Source organism: Pseudomonas sp. CROZ-RG-20F-R04-15, from assembly GCF_022662375.1.
Lineage (GTDB): Bacteria > Pseudomonadota > Gammaproteobacteria > Pseudomonadales > Pseudomonadaceae > Aquipseudomonas.
On sequence record NZ_JAKNQL010000009.1, the window covers coordinates 62,331 to 80,770 of the forward strand.

Sequence of the window (18,440 nt, forward strand, 5' to 3'; positions counted from 1 at the left end):
ACAGCGGGCTTCGAGCAGTACGACCCGGACACTGGCAAATATTGCTGGCCGACGTACGGCACTTTTTGGCGCTCGGGCTAGTCTTAGCGTGGATCGCGGTGACGGACGTCACTTCACCTGTCTACGCTATCCTTGTGCGAGACTCACGCAGGAATCCAGCGCAATATGAATGTCCTGATCGTTGATGACGAACCCATGGCTCGCGAGCGCCTCAGCCGAATGGTGAGTGAGCTTGAGGGTTATACAGTTCTGGAGCCCAGCGCTACGAATGGCGAGGAGGCGTTGGCACTGATCGACAGCCACAAGCCGGATATCGTGCTACTCGATATCCGCATGCCGGGCCTCGATGGCTTGCAGGTTGCTGCCCGTCTGTGCGAACGTGAAACGCCGCCGGCCGTGGTGTTTTGCACCAGCCCCGATGAATTTGCCGTGGAAGCCCTGCAGGCCAGCGCCGTGGGCTATGTGGTGAAACCCGTGCGAACCGAACATCTGCATGACGCCCTGAAACGGGCTGAACGTCCCAATCGGGCGCAACTCTCGGCCCTGACCCGTCCCGCTGCCGAAAGTGGCACCGGGCCGCGCAGCCACATCAGCGCCCGCACCCGCAAAGGCATCGAACTGATCCCGCTGGATCAGGTGGTCTATTTCATTGCCGACCACAAATACGTGACCCTGCGTCACGAAGCCGGTGAGGTGCTGCTGGACGAACCGCTCAAAGCCCTTGAAGACGAGTTCGGCGAACGCTTCGTGCGTATCCACCGCAACGCACTGGTCGCCCGCGACCGCATCGAACGATTGCAACGCACGCCGCTGGGGCATTTCCAGCTGTTCCTCAAAGGTCTTAATGGTGACGCGCTGATCGTCAGTCGTCGTCATGTGGCCGGTGTGCGCAAGATGATGCAGGGGCTGTAGCCCGGTCATTCCGGGCGTCTCCTAGTTCTTTTACCAGGCATTGCCGGCCAGGGAGGCCACGCCGTTTCTGATTCAAGTCAAAGTGGATTTGGCTGAGCTGTTATTATCCGCCGTATCTATTCAGTACGGATTGATCCATGTCCTCTCGCGAAATCCGCATCGCCACCCGTAAAAGTGCGCTGGCCCTCTGGCAGGCCGAATACGTCAAAGCCCGTCTGGAAGCGGCCCACCCGGGCTTGCTGGTGACGCTGGTGCCCATGGTCAGTCGCGGCGACAAGCTGCTCGATTCGCCGCTGTCGAAGATCGGTGGCAAGGGCCTGTTCGTCAAAGAACTGGAAACCGCGTTGCTGGAGAACGAAGCCGATATTGCCGTGCATTCGATGAAAGACGTGCCGATGGATTTCCCTGAAGGCCTCGGTCTGTTCTGCATCTGCGAACGTGAAGATCCGCGTGATGCCTTCGTTTCCAATACGTATGCAAGTCTGGAGGCGTTGCCGGCTGGCAGCATCGTCGGTACTTCGAGTCTGCGTCGTCAGGCGCAGCTGCTGACCCGTCGCCCGGACCTGCAAATCCGCTTCCTGCGCGGCAACGTCAATACCCGCCTGGCCAAGCTTGATGCTGGCGAGTACGACGCGATCATTCTTGCGGCAGCCGGTCTGATCCGTCTCGGTTTCGAAGACCGCATCACTTCGGCCATCAGCGTCGACGACAGTCTGCCAGCCGGTGGCCAGGGCGCGGTCGGTATCGAATGTCGCAGCGCCGATACGCAAATCCACGCCTTGCTCGCACCGTTGCATCACGCCGATACCTCGTCGCGCGTAACCGCCGAACGTGCCCTCAACAAACATCTGAACGGCGGCTGCCAAGTGCCGATCGCCTGCTACGCCGTGCTTGAAGGCGAGCAGTTGTGGTTGCGTGGTCTGGTGGGTGAGCCGAGCGGTGGCAAGCTGCTCAGCGCCGAAGCCCGGGCACCGCGTGCCGATGCCGAAGCGCTGGGCGTAAAAGTTGCCGAAGACCTGCTCAGCCAGGGTGCTGATGACATTCTCAAAGCGGTCTACGGCGAGGCAGGTCACGAGTGACCGGCTGGCGCCTGCTGCTGACGCGCCCTGCAGAAGACTGTGCGGCGCTGGCGCAGACGTTGGCGGCGCAGGGGGTTTTCAGTCACTGTCTGCCGCTTCTGGACATTGTCGCGCTGCCAGTCTCTGACAAAATTCGTCAGGCGATTGCGCGGTTGCCGCGTTGCAACGCGGTGATTGTGGTCAGCAAACCGGCGGCACGTATTGCGCTGGATCTGCTAGACGGCTCGTCGTCGCTGACGATGCCTTGGTTCAGCGTCGGCGCGGCGACGGCACAGATTCTTCGCGATCATGGTCTTGACGTCAGCTATCCGGCTGACGGCGATGACAGCGAAGCCTTGCTGCAATTACCGCGTCTGCGTGAGGCGGTCAGCCAGCCCGGGGCACAGGTGTTGATCCTGCGCGGGGAGGGCGGCCGAGAGCTGCTCGCCGAGCGCCTGCGTGAGCGAGGTGCTAGTGTCGAGTATCTGGAATTGTATCGACGTGACCTGCCGGCCTATCCCCCGAACGAACTGTCGCTTCGGATCGAAGCGGAACGCTTGAACGGGCTGGTGGTCAGCAGTGGACAGGGTTTCGAGCACCTGCGCCAAATGGCCGGCGATGCCTGGCCGACAATCGCGCAGTTGCCGTTGTTTGTTCCAAGCCCAAGAGTCGCCGAGCTGGCACATGCCGCCGGGGCTCAAACAGTTGTGGATTGCCGCGGCGCGAGTGCCGCGGCTTTGCTGACGGCGTTGCGGGAGCATCCCGTACCCGTTTACTAATGCAAAGGATGGATACGTGAGCGAAACAGCCTTGCCAAAAGATGACGTCCAGCCTGTGATTGAAACCCGGGTTGAAACTCCACCGCCGGCCACAGAGCCGCGCCGAGGCAATGGATTGGCCATCGTCGCCCTGTTGCTCGGCGCTGCCGGCGTCGCGATCGGTGGCTGGGGTGTCTGGCAGGTGCGTCACCTGCAGACCAACACTCAGCAGCAGTCCGGTGAAGTCCAGGCGTTGAACGATCAGGCGCAGAGCCTGAAGCTCAATGAACAGCGGCTGACCGAGCGCCTCGCGCAGTTGCCGGGGGCCGACGAACTTGCCGAGCGCCAGCGTCTGGTGACGCAACTCCAGGGCGATCAACAGCGCCTCAATCAACGTCTGGAAACCGTGCTGGGTGCCAGCCGCAAGGACTGGCGTCTGGCCGAGGCCGAGCATCTGTTGCGCCTGGCCAGCCTGCGCCTTTCTGCGCTGCAGGACATCAGCAGTGCTCAGGCGCTGGTACAGGGCGCTGACGAAATCCTTCGTGAACAAAACGATCCCGGCTCTTTTGCCGCTCGCGAGCAAGTGGCGAAAACCCTGGTGGCGCTGCGCAGCACGGCGCAACCGGATCGCACCGGGCTGTTTCTGCGCCTCGGCGCATTGCGCGATCAGGTCATCGACCTCACCGAGCTGGCGCCGGAATACAAGGATCGCGGCGAATCGCTGCTGGGCCTGACCGCCGACGGTGACGGTGCCAGTCGCTGGGCGCAGTGGTGGGATCAGGTTTCGCGCTACATCCGCATCGATTTCAACGCTGACAAAAACGTGCGGCCGCTGCTGGCCGGGCAGAGCCTGAGCCAAGTGCGTCTGGCCTTGAGCCTGGCGCTGGAGCAGGCGCAGTGGGCGGCCCTCAACGGCCAGGCGCCGGTCTACACCCAGGCCATGGCCGAGGCTCGCGATGTGCTCAAAGGAAATTTCAATCCGGACAATGCGCAAAGCAAAGTGATGCTCGAACAGGTCGCCGAGCTGAGCAAGGAGCCGGTTACGGTCACGACGCCGGATCTGGCCAGTACGCTGAGTGCGGTGCAAGCCTACCTTGAACGACGCAACGTCAATGCCGAAGAGTCGGTGAAACCCTTCGTCAAACCTGCCGCCAACACCGCGCAGGAGACCACGCCATGAAGCGCTTGTATGTGATCGTGTTTCTGGTGATCGCTGCGACGGCGGCGCTGGGTCTGGCGATTGCCGAGCATTCCGGTTACGTGCTGGTGGCCTACAAGAGTTTTCGCTACGAATCGAGCCTGTGGGCGACACTGGCGGTCATCGCGGTGTTGTGGCTATTGATCTGGGGCATCAAGGCGCTGGTCGAGTTGGTCATGACGTCGAGCGGTGTGGTCAATCCATGGTCGCGGCGTAACCGCAGTCGACGTGTGCAGGTTGCCATTGAGCACGGCCAACTGGATCTGGCCGAAGGTCGCTGGGCCAGTGCGCAGCGTCATCTGTATCGAGCGGCTGAAGCCGAGCGTCAGCCATTGCTGTACTACCTCGGTGCTGCCCGCGCAGCCAATGAGCAAGGCAATTACGAAGAGTGTGATCGTTTGCTGGAGCGCGCACTGGAGCGTCAGCCGCAGGCGGAACTGGCGATCGCTCTGAGTCATGCGCAGTTGCAGACCGACCGTGGCGATACCGACGGTGCCTTGGTGACCTTGCAAGCGATGCATGATCGTCATCCGCACAATGCGCAGACGCTGCGTCAGTTGCAGCGTTTGTATCAGCAGCGTGGCGAATGGTCGGCGGTGATCCGTTTGTTGCCGGAGTTGCGCAAGGACAAAGTCCTGCCGCCCGCCGAACTGGCAGAACTTGAGCGCCGTGCCTGGGGTGAAAACCTGTCGCTGGCAGCCCAGCGCGAAGAGGACGGCAGCGTTGGCTTGCAGTCGCTCACGCGTGCCTGGCAGCAACTCACCTCGGCGCAACGGCAAGAGCCACCGCTGGTACTGGCATACGCCGAACAGCTGCGTCAGCTGGGTGCTCAGGTCGAAGCGGAAGAAGTCTTGCGCACCGCCCTCAAGCGCAAGTACGACAGCCATCTGGCCCGTCTCTACGGTCTGGTGCGCGGTAGTGATCCGGCCCGTCAGTTGCAAACGGCCGAAGGCTGGCTGAAGGATCACCCGAACGATCCGAGCTTGCTGCTGACACTTGGCCGTCTGTGTCTGCAAACCAGCCTGTGGGGCAAGGCGCGGGATTATCTGGAAAGCAGCCTGCGTGTGCAGCGCAATCCTGAAGCCTGTGCGGAACTGGCGCGTCTGCTCGCACAGCTGGGCGATACCGAGCGCAGCAATCAGTTGTTCCAGGAGGGCCTGGGGCTGCTGGATGAGCGCCTGCTGGCCGCGCCATTGCCGGTACCGGCGCACGTCTGAAGTGGCGGGGGAGGCAGCTCCCTCGCTTACCTTTTGTGGCTGAAAATTCAACTTCGTTGAGCGCCCGAAGCAAATTCCTACAGCGGTCTACACCGATTCCTCTCAAACCTGTCGGGTTTTCCCTACACCTCTGGTGAACTGTCGGCAGGGCCTCGCCTTGAAAGGCTGACACGCTTTCCTCTACCGTAACCGTCTGTCTCTACTGTTACGGAAAAGCCATGTCGTTGGCCTGCTCACGCTCCTTGTTCTTCATGGCTTTCACTGCGGGGGCCTTTGCTCTGGGAGCTTCCTATTATCTTGAATATGCTGTGGGTCTGACGCCGTGCAGCCTGTGCCTGGTGCAGCGCCTGTTCCTCACGCTGCTGTGCGTATCCAGTGGTCTGGCGGCAGTGCATGGCCCCAAGCGCGTCGGTTTGTGGCTCTACTGGCTGTTGACGCTGGGTGCGAGTCTGGGGGGCACCACGGCTGCCTGGCGACAGGTACTGATCCAGAGTGATCCGCTGCTGCAACTGCTCAATTGCACGCCTGCCCCGGAGATGTTGTTCAGTGGTCTGCCGTGGATCTGTGCGTTGCAGAGGATGTTTAGCGGCGGTGCCGATTGTGCGGAAATTTCCTGGACACTGTTCGATCTGAGCATCCCGGAATGGAGCCTTCTGTTCTTTGTCGCGGTATCGATTCTGGCGATTTATCAATTGTTGCGGCTGGTCTGGAGTGCTCTGCAACGACCGCTCAGCGGCGAAGCGTCGCACCCGGTGCTGCTGCGGGATTAAACACTTGTATGAACTTTATCTCCTGCGTACCTTGAAGCCATAGGCGTGCGGGCATAATCTGGCCCGCACGTGTCATTGGATTTATGTTGCTCGATGACGCGCTGCCCGGCCGACCCCCTGGTCAAAATCAAAAGAGGGGCGCGGGTGTAGAGCAGCATGACCCACAAGGGAAGAGAGATCGCCATGCTCGAAAGTTGTCAGAATGCTCAGGAACGCTGGGGTGGAGTTCATCTGCTGATCGACCGCTGGTTGCAGGAGCGTGAAGATCTGATCGGCGCCTACGACAAACTCGGCGCGCAGCCTGAGTCACTGTCCGAGAGTCGCAAGCCCTTGCAGGAGTTCTGCGGCGTGCTGGTCGATTACGTCTCGGCAGGGCACTTCGAAATCTACGAACAGCTGACTGGCGAAGCCAAGGCGTTCAACGACAAGCGCGGCCTCGAACTCGCCGAAACGATCTATCCGCGCATCGATGTCATCACCGAGAAGCTGCTCGCTTTCAACGACCTGTGCGATGAAGGCAAATGCGTAGCCGAGAAGTTCAAAGAGCTCGGAGGCCTGCTGCACGAGCGCTTCGAACTTGAAGACTGCCTGATTGAAGTGCTGCACACAGCACACAAGGAAGAAGATCCGGTTCAGGCCTGATCCCGAACCCTGATCAAAAAAAACGGTGCGCCCGAAAGCGCACCGTTTTTTATTGCCTGCTCAACTCGTCGCGCCACGCAATTCCACTTCAAACACCAGCGGCGTGAACGGTGCGATCAGGTCGCCGGCACCGTCGGCGCCATAGGCCTGATCGGATGGAATCACCAATCGCCATTTCGCCCCCACCGGCATGTTCTGCAACGCGGTGCGCCAACCGGCAATCACGCTGTCGAGATTGAACCATTGCGGCTGAGTGTTCTGATCGAACACGGTGCCGTCGGGTAGGCGCCCGACATACAGCACCTGCACTTTTCCATCGGGGCCGGCCTTGGCTCCTGTGCCGGGAGTCAGTTCGGTGAGCAGGATGCCGTCGGCCAGTTCCTTCACGCCCGGTTTGGCTTTTTCAGCGGTAAGAAAACGTTGCTCGTTTTCCATCGCTGCATCGCTGGATGGCTGTGCCGAGTGCTCGGCATTCTGCGCTTCATGATCGGCGAGAATCTGTTCGATACGTGCTTCGCTCAATGCCAGCGGCTTGCCTTGATAGGCTTGTTGCAAGCCATCGACCAGTGCCTGGATCTGCAACTGCGGGACTTCCTGACGCAGGCGTTCACCGAGGCTGGCACCGAGGCTGTAGGCCAGATCGTGAGCATCGTTCGCGGTGGTTTTTTCGTCAGCGTGAGCGGCCGAAACAAGCATGCAGAGGGATAAAAAAAAGTAGCGCGACATGGGCACACTCCGTCCTGAGATGCGGTGGATTATGCCAGCGCGAACGTCTGCAACGGTGAACTGCTTTTGTCTTCGCGCAGAACATTTTCGCTTCGGTGCAACGCAACGCAATCGATACTGTCAAGATGCCCTAGCGGCGGTAACTGCAGAGGTCTAGTATGAGCCGCACTCACGTCAGCCAGGAGGTAAACCATGTCGGCCACCAAGAAGCCTGTAAATACTCCGTTGCACTTACTCCAACAACTCTCGGGCAGCTTGCTCGAGCATCTGGAAAACGCTTGCTCCCAAGCCTTGGCTGATGCTGAAAAACTGCTCGCCAAACTGGAAAAGCAACGCGGCAAGGCGCAAGAAAAACTGCACAAATCCCGCACCAAATTGCAGGACGCAGCTGCCGCCGGCAAAGCCAAGGCGCAGACCAAAGCCAAAGGCGCAGTGAAAGAACTGGAAGACCTGCTCGATGCGCTGAAGGATCGTCAGTCCGACACCCGCAGCTACATTCTGCAACTCAAGCGCGATGCTCAGGAAAGCCTGAAGCTGGCCCAGGGTGTGGGTCGCGTTCAAGAAGCCGTGGGCAAAGTGTTGTCGACCCGCGCGGCCAAGCCAGCGGCGGCACCGGCGAAAAAAGCCGCTGCCAAACCTGCTGCAGCCAAGGCTCCAGCGAAAACTGCGGCAGCCAAGCCTGCGGCAAAAGCTGCTGCTAAAACTACCGCCAAGCCTGCTGCAAAAGCACCGGTGAAAGCCGCTGCAAAACCAGCTGCCAAAGCTGCGGCAAAACCTGCAGTGAAAAAACCGGCTGCAGCGAGCGCTGCAAAACCAGCGGCTAAAACCACGGCGGCAAAACCAGCTGCCCGTACTGCCGCTGCTAAACCAGCTAGCCGTGCCGCCGCTGCCAAACCGGCTGCTGCCAAAGCTGCTCCGGTGAAAACCGCAGCCGCCAAACCGGCCGCTAAACCTGCTGCCAAAGCTGTCGCAAAACCAGCGGCAAAACCTGCTGCTCGTACTGCCGCTGCTAAACCCGCTGCCAAGACTGCCGCCAAACCGGTTGCAGCCAAACCTGCGGCAAAAGCGCCAGCCAAAGCTGCTGCCAAACCGGCTGCAAAACCAGCCGTGAAAGCCGCCGCCAAACCGGCAGCCAAGCCAGCCGCGAAACCGGCCGCTGCTGCTAAACCAGCGACTGCTGCCGCCAAGCCTGCTGCTGCAAAACCAGCCGTTAAAAAGCCAGCCGCTGCCAAACCAGCTGCCGCCAAACCGGCTACTGCTCCAGCTGCCAAGCCTGCCGCACCGGCAACTTCGACTGCGCCAGCTGCACCGGCACCTGCCGCTACTACCTCGACGCCTTCGACTGCGCCAACGCCAGCCGCTGTGTCGAGTGTCAGCAACAACCCAACCAGCGCTTCCTAAACGCCGGTAGCCGCGACGCGCAGCACTTGCAGCGCGTCGCGGTTCGGGTTGGCCGCCGTGCCAGCCAAACCTTCAAGCCAGGTCATCGCACCTGTGTCGTTTCGTGTCCATTCCTGTGCCACACCTTCCAGCCGTGACAGCAACGCTCGCTCAGCTTCCAGCTCGAGTGATTTGATCTGCTCGCGCATACCTTTCAACACCGCGTCATCCACTGCCTGCGTTTTCCATCGCATGCGCAGTGTTCGCAGCGGCTGCACCACCTCGGTATCCCACGGTGTGGTCAGCGCCTGAAGCGCGTTGATACGTTGTTCATCGCACGTCACCCCGCGCTGTTCCAGCCATAAACCGCACAACAGCAGGCACACGTTCGCGCCCGCCGTTTGCAGTTGCAGGCAGGCGTCTTCCACACCCGGACGGGCGTAGACGGCAAGGGAAAAGCTCCACAGGTCAGAGGACATCGTGCTACTCGCGCCAGTTGTGAGCGAAGCTGGTAGACTCCGCCGCCATTATGATCCGACTTCAGAACCTGACTTTACAGCGTGGCCCGCAACGTCTGCTAGAAGACGCCGAGCTGACCCTGCACGCCGGCCACAAAGCCGGTCTCATCGGTGCCAACGGCGCCGGCAAATCGAGCCTGTTCGCCTTGATTCGGGGTGAACTGCACCCCGACTCAGGTGATTGCTTCTTGCCGGCCGACTGGCGCATCGCCCACATGCGCCAGGAAATCGAGACGCTCGAGCGGCTTGCCGTCGACTATGTGCTCGATGGCGACCTGCGTCTACGCGAGGTGCAACGTGACCTCGCTGCTGCCGAAGCCGCGCATGACGGTGCCGCTCAGGCCCGCCTGCACTCGGAACTCGACAGCGCCGACGGTTACACCGCCGATGCGCGAGCGCGCAAGTTGCTCGCCGGTCTGGGTTTCACCAACGAGCAGATGGATCGTCAGGTCGGGGATTTCTCCGGTGGCTGGCGGATGCGTCTGAATCTGGCGCAAGCGTTGATGTGCCCGTCGGATTTGTTGTTGCTCGACGAACCGACCAACCACTTGGATCTCGACGCCATCATCTGGCTCGAAGAGTGGCTGAAAAACTATCCGGGCACTTTGCTGCTGATTTCCCACGACCGTGATTTCCTCGACGAAGTCGTCGATCACGTCGCGCATGTCGATCAGCGCAAGATCACCTTGTATCGCGGTGGCTACAGCGCCTTCGAGCGCGCCCGTGCCGAGCGTCTGGCCCAGCAGCAACAGGCCTACGAGAAGCAGCAGGCGCAACGTGCGCACATGGAAAGCTACATCGCCCGCTTCAAGGCGCAGGCGACCAAGGCCCGTCAGGCGCAGAGCCGGATCAAGGCCCTGGAGCGGATGGAAGAGCTGTCGGCAGCCCACGTCGATTCGCCGTTCGATTTCGTTTTCCGCGAGTCGAGCAAGATCTCCAGCCCGCTGATCGACCTGTCTGATGCGAGCCTGGGTTATGGCGACAAAACCATCCTCGAGAAGGTCAAGCTGCAACTGACCCCGGGGGCGCGGATTGGCCTGCTCGGGCCGAACGGCGCGGGTAAATCGACCCTGATCAAGAACCTCGCCGGCGAGCTGTCACCGATCGCCGGGCGCCTGACCCGTGGCGAGAACACCGTGGTCGGCTACTTCGCTCAGCATCAGCTCGACTCGCTGGATTCCAAGGCCAGCCCGTTGCTGCACATGCAGCGTCTGGCGCCGAGCGAACGCGAGCAGACCCTGCGCGACTTTCTCGGCGGCTTCGACTTCCGTGGCGCGCGCATCGACGAGCCAGTGCTGAATTTCTCCGGTGGTGAAAAGGCGCGTCTGGCTCTGGCCCTGATCGCCTGGGAACGCCCGAACCTGTTGCTGCTCGACGAACCGACCAACCACCTCGATCTGGAAATGCGCCTGGCGCTGACCATGGCGCTGCAGGAATTCAGCGGCGCGGTGCTGGTGGTGTCTCACGATCGGCATTTGCTCAAGAGCACCACCGATAACTTCTACCTGGTCGCTGACGGCAAGGTCGAAGAGTTCGATGGCGACCTCGAAGACTACGCACGCTGGCTGGTGGAATACCGTCAGCGCAATGCGCCGGTCAACAACACCCCGGTCAACCCGGACAAGACCGACAAGAAGGCTCAGCGTCAGGCGGCGGCTGCGTTGCGTCAGCAATTGGCCCCGCACAAGCGTGAAGCCGACAAGCTCGAAGCCGAGTTGGGCAAGCTTCACGAGAAGCTCGCCAAGGTCGACGCCAGCCTCGGTGACAGCGACATCTACGAGCCGGCACGCAAGAACGAATTGCGTGATCTGCTCGCCGAACAAGCCAAGCTGAAGGTTCGTGAAGGCGAGCTGGAAGAGGCGTGGATGGAAGCCCTCGAGGTGCTGGAAAGCATGCAGGCGGAGCTGGAGGCGCTGTCCTGATGGATGCGTTCAAGCTGCCGCTGCCGGCGGAGTGGGTCGAGCCAGTCTGGTTTGCCGTGCAGATTCTGCTGATCCTGCTGGCTGGTTACCTCACTCAGCGCTTCGTCGCCAAAGGCCTGACCCGGTTGGGTGAGCGCTATCCGTTTCCGCCGCAGCTGTTGATGCCGCTGCGCGGCGTATTGCGCTGGCTGATCATGGGCAGCGCGCTGATCTTCGTGCTGGAACGCCTCGGCGTTTCGGCCACGGTGTTGTGGACGGCGCTGTCGGGTTTCGTCGCGGTGGCGGCGGTCGCGTTCTTCGCGATGTGGAGTGTGCTGTCGAACCTGCTTTGCGCGATTTTGATTTTTACCGTCGGGCCGTTTCGGCTGGGCGATATCGTTGAGCTGGTGGACACCACGGACAAGCCAGGCGTCAAAGGCCGGGTGGTGGCGATCAATCTGCTTTACACCACGTTGATCGAGGCTGAAGAGCTGGGGACTGGCAGCGCGATGGTGCAAGTGCCCAATAGTCTGTTCTTCCAGCGCTCGGTGCGGCGTTGGCGTGGGACGGATGTGTTTCCGTCGAGCGGTTTCGAGAAGTAGATTCTGCGGCGTCTATTCTGACGCCTTCGCGAGCAAGCTCGCTCCCACATTTGATCGCGGTCTACTGTGGGAGCGAGCTTGCTCGCGAAGGGGCCCTCAGCAGCACCTGCAACATTCAGCAAAAATTGGTAGTCATCCATTCAAACCCGCATTAGCTTAGGCATTTGTCACGAGCATGAATCGAGGTGTGCGATGGAGCTTCAAACATGGCTGGCGTTTTTTGCCGCCTGCTGGGTGATCAGCCTTTCTCCGGGTGCTGGCGCCATTGCGTCGATGTCCAGCGGTCTGCAATACGGGTTCTGGCGCGGTTACTGGAACGCCCTCGGCTTGCAAATCGGTCTGGCGGTGCAGATTGCGATTGTCGGCGCCGGTGTTGGCGCGATCCTCACCGCTTCGGCCACGGCCTTCCACGCGATCAAATGGTTCGGTGTCGCTTATCTTGTGTATCTGGCCATCAAGCAGTGGCGTGCACTGCCCATGGACATGAGCGATGACGCAGCAGTGCGGCCGATCGGCAAACCGCTGGCGCTGGTGTTCCGTGGCTTTCTGGTAAACATCAGCAACCCCAAGGCCTTGGTCTTCATGCTCGCGGTGCTGCCGCAGTTCATCAATCCGCATGCGCCGCTGTTGATTCAGTACGTGGTGATCGGCGTGACCATGGTTTGTGTCGACCTGATTGTCATGGCCGGCTACACCGGTCTGGCGTCGAAGGTGTTGCGTCTGTTGCGCACCCCGCAGCAGCAGAAGCGCATGAACCGTACATTTGCCGGGCTGTTCATCGGTGCGGCGGCGTTTATGGCGACGTTGCGTAAAGCGGCGGCTTAAAGCGTGTAGCCACAAAAAAAGGCGACCTTTGCGGGTCGCCTTTTTTGTGCCTGGGACGCAGAGCGGCCAGGGGTCAGCGCAAGATTACCGGCGCAGTATCACGCGGCAAGTTGTTGCGTTGCGCCGGCTCACGCGGCTGCTCGTAACCGCCACCACCGAGCTGCATGCTCAGTTGCCCGGCCACGTCCTCACCCAGCGCCTTCGACACGTCACGCACCACCCGTGGACGGTTCAGCGAGATCTTGATGTCGCGATGGTTCACCAGTTTGGTGTCCTGCGCTTCGCCCATCGCCGTGAAGGCCGAGGTGATCTCGAAGGTCTTGGTGTTGATCAGACTGAAGTCCGCCACCAGCGTCAGGCCCAGCACCGCCGAATAGCTGTCGGTGTTCGCCAGCTCGTTGATGTCTTGGGTGAAGTCGATATCCGACACGGTACCGAACAGCACGTAGTCGGCGCCTTTGAAGTTACCGGCCTTGATGCGCTTGATCACATCGTAGACGTCACCCTTGGACGACGCGGTGTACGGCGTGCCCTGCACCAATTGGAACATACCGGTGCGCAGAATTTCACCCTTGATGTCGCCGGTGAATTTACGCAGCTCGCCTTGCTCGATGTAGCTGGTGCTCGCTTCGATCTCGTTGTAGCTCGACGAGCCGCTGGAGCTGTAGTAACCCTCGCGGTGATTGCTCTGGGCCGAAACGATGTGGATGTATTGCTCCACACGTTCCTGATAGGCCAGATCCGTCACCGCGACTTTCGGGGCCGCCTGCACGCTGAACGCGCAAGCCAGGGCCATCATGCCAATCCATGCGCGCATTGATTAACGCTCCGTGGTTTTGCGGATCTCTTTTTCGTCCATCCACTCGGCCAGACCGCTTTCAACGTCGATCAGTTGCAGGCTGAATTTGTAGAAGACGTCCTTGTAGTCGCTGCTGCGCTTGACGATCGAGCTGATCGAGCCTTCGATGCGGTACTTGGCGGCAACCATGTTACCGGTCTTGGCCACGGTGCTCTTCTTGTACAGGCCGCTCTGGTTTTGCAGCTTGAGCTGGTCAACCTGGCTCTGCATCGCGTTGTTGTCGCTGGCGAAACGCGCAACACCGGTCTTCATCAGCTGAGTCTTGATGCTGGTGGTGATTTCGCGAGTGTCGATGTACTCGCTGGTCTTGTTCTTCACGTCGTAGACCTGAACCACCGGACGGCCCTGCAGAATGCCGGACTGGGCCAGCGAGCGGGTCATCGACTCGGCGATCATTTGCAGGTCGGTCGAACCGAATTCATTGGTCACGGTTTCAACCGCTTTGGTGTCGCCGTAGCTGATGTTCTTGCTGCCCAGGGTCGGCGAAGTGTTGGCGCAACCGGAGGCCAGCAGGGCGATGACGGCGATGCAGGAAAAGCGTGCAAACATGGGAATGCTCTCTAAATCAGGAATAGGGTGGCAGGCTTACGGCGTCTTGATTTCCAGACGGAAGTCCACGGCTTTCGTGGTCGGGGCGATGCCTTGAATAAAGCTGGTCTGGGCGCCGTACATCATTTGGCTTTTCCACACTTCTTCTTCGGCAATCGGGAAGCCTTCCGCGCCGAGCCAGGCGAAGCGGTAGTAGAAAATCTTGTTGCTGTTGAGGGTGTTGCTCAACTGCACATTGACCGTCATGAAGCCGTTTTCGCGGGCGACGCGCATGGCGCCGACGACGATGTGTTTCTGCGGACCCATGGCCACGACTTTGCTCGCGGCGCTGCCCGGCTCTGGCGGTGGCGGGGTGGCGCAGCCGCTCGCCAGCAAGGCGAGGGCGGCGACGGCGATGAGTTTGAAGCGCATGCAAAGACTCCGTTCTTAAGGTTGTTTGAGGCTGGCGACGTTGGTCGCGCTGGCGCTCGGGATGACGTGGGCGGCGAGGCCACCGGCGAACACCTGGTTGCCGACGGCGCGCAGGGTGATCACCTGATAACGCTGGTCGACGGTGACCTTGACTACCGAACCGCCGACGGCGCTCGGCAGACTGACCTGGTGCTCACCCTTTTTCAGACGCAGACGCACCACTTGGGTATTGTCCGGCAGGGTACGCCACGTACGGGTATCGGCACCTTCGAGCACAGCTGAAGAGATACCGACGGCGAGGCCGGCCAGCGGGTTGGTTTCGTTGATCTTCTTCTGCGCTACACCTTTGGTGATTGCACGCACGGTGGTGCGCAGAATGATCCCCGGCATGTCGTCACGCAGGGCGCGGCGGGACATGGCGGTGGTGCTGTTGAGCGCGGTCAGATCGACCTGCTGACCATCGACACCGATCTGTGCGAACGGCGCGGTGGAGGTGTCCGGTTTGATGATCGGAAACGACAGCGGCGTGATCACCACGTTGTTGGAGATCGGCAATGGCAACGGTACGCGGATCGAGTCGCGGGCCGGCGCCAGACCGCTTTGCACCACGATCAGGATGTCGCTGTCGTCGGACTTGCTTGGCTTGTCGAGATTGACCAGCGCCTGTTCCAGCAGCGGCGTGTTCGGGCGCAGTTCGGCAGCCTTGCGGTAGCCCGGTGCAGCCAGGCCTTTCTCGCCCAACGCTTCATAGACGAAACCGGACAGATAATGGCTGAACGCACTCTGGTAGCTGTTTTTCAGGCCAACCACTTCCGGCGCGTCGAGACTGGCGACCGGATAACCCTGCAGATCTTTGTACTGCGTCTTGATCCCTTCTTTCTCGGCCTCTTCCTCGCTCTTGAGGTATTCCTTGTCGCGCAGGTCGGCGATCACCGCTTCACGTTCGTGAGTTTTCTTGATCGCAGTGCGTGCACCGTCGAAGTCATTGACCGCCAGCAGGTTCAGGGCCATCTGCGTGGTCAGCATGACTTTTTCGTAGTCGTAGCCTTCGTAGCGACGCACTTTGTCGTTGACGATGAAGCTGCCGAACTGGGCCAGGTACTTACCGGTGTCGAGCTTGACCGAATCTTCCCACTGACCCACCACTACATCGGCGCTGGTCCAGGCGTTCTGGCTGCCGGAGAGGTCGCCCTTGGCGCGCAGCAGCTCACCTTTCTCGAAGTAATAGAGCAGGTCTTTGTCCGGGCCGGTGTTGTTCTTTTCCAGCAAAGTCAGTGCGGCGTCAACGTTGCCGGTGGCCAGTTGCTGGTTGGTCTGTGCCAGTTCGGAATCGTAGTTGCGAAACGCCGAACAGCCGGACAGCAGAGTGACGGCGCTGAGCGCGATCAGAGTGGGGGCGCGGAATGCCATGGGGGTACTTCTTCCCTGGAGTAATACAGCCGCGGATGCTGGTCGGGCTGGTGTGACCCATCGGCGGTGGCGCTGGCCTCCTGCCAATTCCTCATAATCAGAGGAGCTTTAATGCCGTTTCGCGATAGCGAGGGCGCGGCATTATAAGCGGGTGGTGATGGCTATGTAATAGCTTTTTAATTGCACTGGTTAGTTAGGTGCCATTACTTGCTTCGAGTGGGTTGCGTTCTCCGGCAAAGGCGTCGCAGGAGCAACATAGGCCGACCCCACGTAATAGGTCTGATCCCGGAACACGCGCAGATTGAGTATTTGGTGATCCTGATCGACGCGTAAGGTCAGGGGATGACCCGGGGGGTAGAAGGGGACGTCGATCTTGTGCAGGCCCTTTTTCAGGCGCAGACGGGTGACCAGTGTCTTGTCGGGCAGGGCGCGCCAGGTGCGTGTGTCAGCCTCCTCGAAAGGATCCTGCGTTGTCACCACCAATGAAGCCTTGGCCGGGTTGCGCTCGTTTTCATGTGTCTGGCCGATGGCGGCCATATTGGCGCGGAACATGGCGCGCGAGATGATCTGCGGCATGTCGTCACGCAGTGTTCGCATGGCCATGTCGGTCACGCTGTTGACGACCGTCAACGGCTGCTTACGGCCATCAACCTTCAGGTGATTGAAGGTCGGGGTGACGGCGTCCGGAATCATCACCGGAAAGGATATCGGCGCGACGATGACCAGGTTTTCGTTCAGGCGCACCGGAATCGGCACTTGCACCGAGCTGCGAGCCGGTGCCAGCCCGCTTTGCACAATAATCAGCACGTCGCTTTCATCGGCCTTGGCTGCAGGCTTGTCGAGGTTACGCAAAGCGTTCTGCAGAAACGGCATGTCCGGGCGCAGTTCGATGGCTTGGCGATAACCGGGCGCCGCGAGGTCGCGCTCACCCAAGGCTTCGTAAGTGAACCCGGCCAGATAGTGGCTGAACGCACTTTGATAGCCGTTCTTCAGTTCGAGCACGTGTGGCGCATCGAGAATCGCCACCGGATAACCTTGCAGATCTTTGTAACGCAGGGTGATGCCTTGGGTCTTGGCCTGTGCCTGCGCCTCTTCGTATTGCACTTCGCGCTGGCGGGCAATCAGGGCTTCGCGTTCATGGGTCTTCTTGATATCGGCGCGGGCGCCATCGAAATCGTTGACGGATAACTGGTTGAGGGCCATCTGCGTGGTCAGCATGACTTTTTCATAGTCATAGCCTTCGTAGCGCAGCAGTTTGTCGTTGACGAGCATGGTGCCCATTTCATTACCGAACCGGGTCAGCAGCTTCATGGCGCCGGCAGGGTTGGCCTCTTCGCGCTGAAAGATCATGCGGTCGGCGGTGCGCCAGTCTGCCTGGCTTTCCGGCAACGCACTGCCGGCGCTGAGAATGGCGCCTCTTTCCAGGTAATACAGCAGATCCTTGTCTTCCCATGGGTTATGCCTTTCCATCAACACCAGCGCACCGTCGAGATTGCCCTGGGTCATCTGATCGGTGGTCTGTTGCATCTCCAGATCGTAATTGCGCAGCGCGGCGCAACCGCTCAGGTGCACGATAGTGCTGAACAGCAGAAATAGCAGCAGGCAAGGGCGCATGGGAGGCGGGTTCTTCCTTGAACGGCAACGGCGGGGAGTGGCGCATTATAGGGCTGGTTTGCAGCTGCCGGGCGTTATGGATTGCGCTAGGCTTGCCCGCTCACCGATCAATTGAGTTGCGGCCTTTCAATGAATCAACTGCTGGCTATGCGTGCGTTCCGTTGCATCGTCGAGTGTCGTGGTTTCAGTGCTGCTGCTGAACGACTCGACACTACGCACTCGACGATCTCCCGGCAGTTGCAGCAACTGGAAGCCGAGCTCGGCACCCGCCTGATCAATCGCAACACCCGGCGCTTCAGCCTGACCACTGCGGGGCAGCAGTATTACGTCGCGTGTGTGGATATCCTCGATCGCCTTGATCAGGCTGCCGTGGCAGTCGGTCAGGCCCATGAAACACCCAGTGGGGTATTACGCGTCAGCGCACCGGTGGTGATCGGCACGCTGGAACTGGCGAATTGGCTGCCGGCTTTTCAACAGCGTTATCCCGAGATCGAAGTCGATCTGTCCTGCGATGACCGTTTTGTCGATTTGATCGCCGAAGGGTTTGATCTGGCGTTGCGCATCTGTGGGCCGCTTGACGACTCATCACTGGTAGCGCGATTGCTCACGGTGTCGGACATGTTGTTGGTCGCTTCACCCGCTTATGTCGCTCGGCATGGTCTGGTGCGACAGGTGCGGGAATTGGCCGAGCATCAGTTGCTGGCGTTCGCCGGTGGCAGCGACTGGGCGCTGACCGATGCGCGCGGAGTGACCACGCAAATCCGCGCGAATGGGCGCTTCAAGGCCGATTCGATCAGCTCACTGCACGCCGCCGCACTGGCCGGTGTCGGTATCGCCGCATTCACCCGGGCGACGGTGCAGGATGACTTGTTGAGCGGTCGGCTGGTGCAGATCCTGCCCAATTACACCCTCGGTCAGCGGCACTATTACGCGCTGTATCCCCACGCCCGGCATATGGCGCTCAAGGTCAAAGTGTTCGTTGAGTTCATGACCGAGCACTACCGCGGCATCAGTCCGGTGTTGCGTTGAATGCCGACAAAGCTTGAGGGAAACGCGTTCGAAGTGAACAATATGTAACTTCGCATTTCCA

19 protein-coding genes are annotated in these 18,440 nt (G+C 60.4%); 12 read left to right on the forward strand and 7 right to left on the reverse strand.

Going from position 1 to position 18,440, the window contains the following annotated elements:
• Positions 1-165: 165 nt before the first annotated feature.
• From L8H52_RS15110 to L8H52_RS15140, 7 genes are all read left to right on the forward strand, one after another.
• On the forward strand, positions 166-912 hold the full coding sequence (locus L8H52_RS15110) for a LytTR family DNA-binding domain-containing protein (protein WP_242207694.1): 747 nt from the start codon (positions 166-168) through the stop codon (positions 910-912).
• Between the two features lie 137 nt (positions 913-1,049).
• The gene (hemC, locus tag L8H52_RS15115; RefSeq protein WP_242207695.1) at positions 1,050-1,991 is read left to right on the forward strand and encodes a hydroxymethylbilane synthase; all 942 of its coding nucleotides are present in this window, start codon (positions 1,050-1,052) and stop codon (positions 1,989-1,991) included.
• Positions 1,988-2,749, forward strand: a complete 762-nt coding sequence (locus tag L8H52_RS15120; protein ID WP_242207696.1) for a uroporphyrinogen-III synthase — start codon at positions 1,988-1,990, stop codon at positions 2,747-2,749. The genes hemC and L8H52_RS15120 overlap by 4 nt, the downstream gene beginning before the upstream one ends.
• A 16-nt stretch (positions 2,750-2,765) precedes the next feature.
• Positions 2,766-3,908 carry a uroporphyrinogen-III C-methyltransferase gene (locus L8H52_RS15125; protein WP_242207697.1) on the forward strand — a complete coding sequence of 381 codons (1,143 nt, stop codon included), beginning with the start codon at positions 2,766-2,768 and terminating at the stop codon, positions 3,906-3,908.
• The gene (locus tag L8H52_RS15130) at positions 3,905-5,143 is read left to right on the forward strand and encodes a heme biosynthesis protein HemY (protein WP_127930199.1); all 1,239 of its coding nucleotides are present in this window, start codon (positions 3,905-3,907) and stop codon (positions 5,141-5,143) included. The genes L8H52_RS15125 and L8H52_RS15130 overlap by 4 nt, the downstream gene beginning before the upstream one ends.
• A 218-nt stretch (positions 5,144-5,361) precedes the next feature.
• Positions 5,362-5,913 (forward strand): disulfide bond formation protein B, encoded by a 552-nt coding sequence (locus L8H52_RS15135; protein ID WP_242207698.1) that lies wholly within the window; start codon positions 5,362-5,364, stop codon positions 5,911-5,913.
• Positions 5,914-6,096: 183 nt separating this feature from the next.
• Entirely contained in the window at positions 6,097-6,555 is a 459-nt protein-coding gene (locus tag L8H52_RS15140) for an Rsd/AlgQ family anti-sigma factor (protein WP_064116385.1), read from the forward strand.
• Positions 6,556-6,615: 60 nt separating this feature from the next.
• Here L8H52_RS15140 and L8H52_RS15145 read toward each other — a convergent pair whose 3' ends face one another.
• A complete protein-coding gene (locus L8H52_RS15145; protein ID WP_242207699.1) occupies positions 6,616-7,281 on the reverse strand; it encodes an FKBP-type peptidyl-prolyl cis-trans isomerase in 666 nt (221 codons plus the stop codon).
• 192 nt (positions 7,282-7,473) lie between these two features.
• Between L8H52_RS15145 and L8H52_RS15150 the strand changes: the two genes are divergently transcribed.
• Positions 7,474-8,682: an AlgP family protein gene (locus L8H52_RS15150; protein WP_242207700.1), complete on the forward strand. Its 1,209-nt coding sequence runs from the start codon at positions 7,474-7,476 to the stop codon at positions 8,680-8,682.
• On the opposite strand, the gene L8H52_RS15155 is transcribed toward L8H52_RS15150, so the two are convergent.
• Positions 8,679-9,140, reverse strand: a complete 462-nt coding sequence (locus L8H52_RS15155) for a TIGR02444 family protein (RefSeq protein WP_242207701.1) — start codon at positions 9,138-9,140, stop codon at positions 8,679-8,681. The genes L8H52_RS15150 and L8H52_RS15155 overlap by 4 nt on opposite strands.
• A gap of 50 nt (positions 9,141-9,190) precedes the next feature.
• Between L8H52_RS15155 and L8H52_RS15160 the strand changes: the two genes are divergently transcribed.
• The 3 genes from L8H52_RS15160 to rhtB all read left to right on the forward strand — a co-directional run bounded on the left by L8H52_RS15160 (position 9,191) and on the right by rhtB (position 12,507).
• A complete protein-coding gene (locus tag L8H52_RS15160; protein WP_242207702.1) occupies positions 9,191-11,101 on the forward strand; it encodes an ATP-binding cassette domain-containing protein in 1,911 nt (636 codons plus the stop codon).
• Positions 11,101-11,682, forward strand: a complete 582-nt coding sequence (locus L8H52_RS15165; RefSeq protein WP_242207703.1) for a mechanosensitive ion channel family protein — start codon at positions 11,101-11,103, stop codon at positions 11,680-11,682. The genes L8H52_RS15160 and L8H52_RS15165 overlap by 1 nt, the downstream gene beginning before the upstream one ends.
• A 192-nt stretch (positions 11,683-11,874) precedes the next feature.
• Entirely contained in the window at positions 11,875-12,507 is a 633-nt protein-coding gene (rhtB, locus tag L8H52_RS15170) for a homoserine/homoserine lactone efflux protein (protein WP_034152015.1), read from the forward strand.
• 73 nt (positions 12,508-12,580) lie between these two features.
• On the opposite strand, the gene L8H52_RS15175 is transcribed toward rhtB, so the two are convergent.
• The 5 genes from L8H52_RS15175 to L8H52_RS15195 form a co-directional block, all read right to left on the reverse strand.
• A complete protein-coding gene (locus L8H52_RS15175; protein ID WP_242207704.1) occupies positions 12,581-13,324 on the reverse strand; it encodes a penicillin-binding protein activator LpoB in 744 nt (247 codons plus the stop codon).
• A gap of 3 nt (positions 13,325-13,327) precedes the next feature.
• Positions 13,328-13,915, reverse strand: a complete 588-nt coding sequence (gene lpoB, locus L8H52_RS15180) for a penicillin-binding protein activator LpoB (RefSeq protein ID WP_016772610.1) — start codon at positions 13,913-13,915, stop codon at positions 13,328-13,330.
• Positions 13,916-13,951: 36 nt separating this feature from the next.
• Positions 13,952-14,326, reverse strand: a complete 375-nt coding sequence (locus L8H52_RS15185; protein ID WP_242207705.1) for a YcfL family protein — start codon at positions 14,324-14,326, stop codon at positions 13,952-13,954.
• 15 nt (positions 14,327-14,341) lie between these two features.
• Positions 14,342-15,736, reverse strand: coding sequence for a hypothetical protein (locus L8H52_RS15190; RefSeq protein WP_141125890.1), 1,395 nt, complete (start codon positions 15,734-15,736; stop codon positions 14,342-14,344).
• A 189-nt stretch (positions 15,737-15,925) separates the two neighbouring features.
• A complete protein-coding gene (locus L8H52_RS15195; RefSeq protein ID WP_242207706.1) occupies positions 15,926-17,350 on the reverse strand; it encodes a hypothetical protein in 1,425 nt (474 codons plus the stop codon).
• Positions 17,351-17,479: 129 nt separating this feature from the next.
• Between L8H52_RS15195 and L8H52_RS15200 the strand changes: the two genes are divergently transcribed.
• The gene (locus tag L8H52_RS15200; protein ID WP_242207707.1) at positions 17,480-18,379 is read left to right on the forward strand and encodes a LysR family transcriptional regulator; all 900 of its coding nucleotides are present in this window, start codon (positions 17,480-17,482) and stop codon (positions 18,377-18,379) included.
• Positions 18,380-18,440 lie beyond the last annotated feature (61 nt).